We start from the raw sequence: 916 nt of genomic DNA, 5'->3' as shown, positions 1-916 counted from the left end.
CGCGTTCCGGCTCTCTCGCGACGGTCGCTTCGTCGCCGCACAGGAACTCTTCGACCTCGGTCTAGAGCGGTTGGAATCGAGCGAGTACGAACGGCATGACCCGCCGCTCGAAGAGCCCTTCCTGAAGGTACTCCGAGACTACACACGCAAGGCCCCAAATGAACAGGGCGGATCGGCGTACCAGGCACTCTGTTACGGGTACGTCAAAGCGGAGTGGCCGCACTTGTCTCTCCGCGTGAGTAAGGTCCGAACCGGCTCCTCGCGTCAACAGCGGTACGGCGACATTGACGGGTACCACGGTCCCGACCTCATGATCTCGGTCGAGGTCAAGGACCGCGTTATCGATGAATCGAACGTCAGTGCCGAACTCGGCACGATGATGAAGGTCGCACAGAACACGACCGCCATCGCCATCGCGATCTGTACAGAGGTGAGTCCGGAAGCCCGCGAAACGCTCGAAGAAGCAGATGTCCGGGTTCTGGATGACGAGGACATCAGCCGACAGCTTCGATTCTGGGACTACCACAAGCAGAACCGGGCGCTTCACGGGATGGTTCACTTCTTCGCCAACATCGAGGAGAATCCCGACGGCGTTCAGCGACTCTTACGGTTCGTTGCGAGCATCGACCCGGACAACCGCGTCCTCGACCATCTCGCTGACTCGGACGTACAGATGGGGCTCGACGAAACATGAAGCGGCCAGAGGTCCGAGAGCGCTTCGTCAACCGCGACGCGGAACTCCCCTATGGACTCGAAGTCTCGCAGGTCGTAAGCGCGATCGAGAGCTTCTACGAGTACTGGCACGAGGTGAATGAGTGGCACCTCGAACAAGGGTACGGACGGTTCCACGAGCAGTTCCGAGCGAACAACGCGATTGGTGGCTTCGTCAGTCACCGACTAACCACTCGTTTTGCGG

2 protein-coding genes are annotated in these 916 nt (G+C 59.8%); both read left to right on the top strand.

Annotation, left to right across the window (positions count from 1 at the left end):
• Nucleotides 1-694 (top strand): hypothetical protein (locus EXE44_RS17230; RefSeq protein ID WP_137717993.1); only part of this gene is annotated, 694 nt, incomplete at its 5' end.
• Nucleotides 691-916: hypothetical protein (locus EXE44_RS20970; protein WP_137717992.1), on the top strand; the 226-nt coding region annotated here is incomplete at its 3' end. The genes EXE44_RS17230 and EXE44_RS20970, both read left to right, overlap by 4 nt.

Source organism: Halorubrum sp. SS7 (assembly GCF_005435055.1).
In the GTDB taxonomy this organism is placed as follows: Archaea; Halobacteriota; Halobacteria; order Halobacteriales; family Haloferacaceae; genus Halorubrum; species Halorubrum salinarum.
The sequence above is the reverse complement of the archived record's forward strand: the minus strand, read 5'-3'. Positions and strand labels throughout refer to the sequence as shown.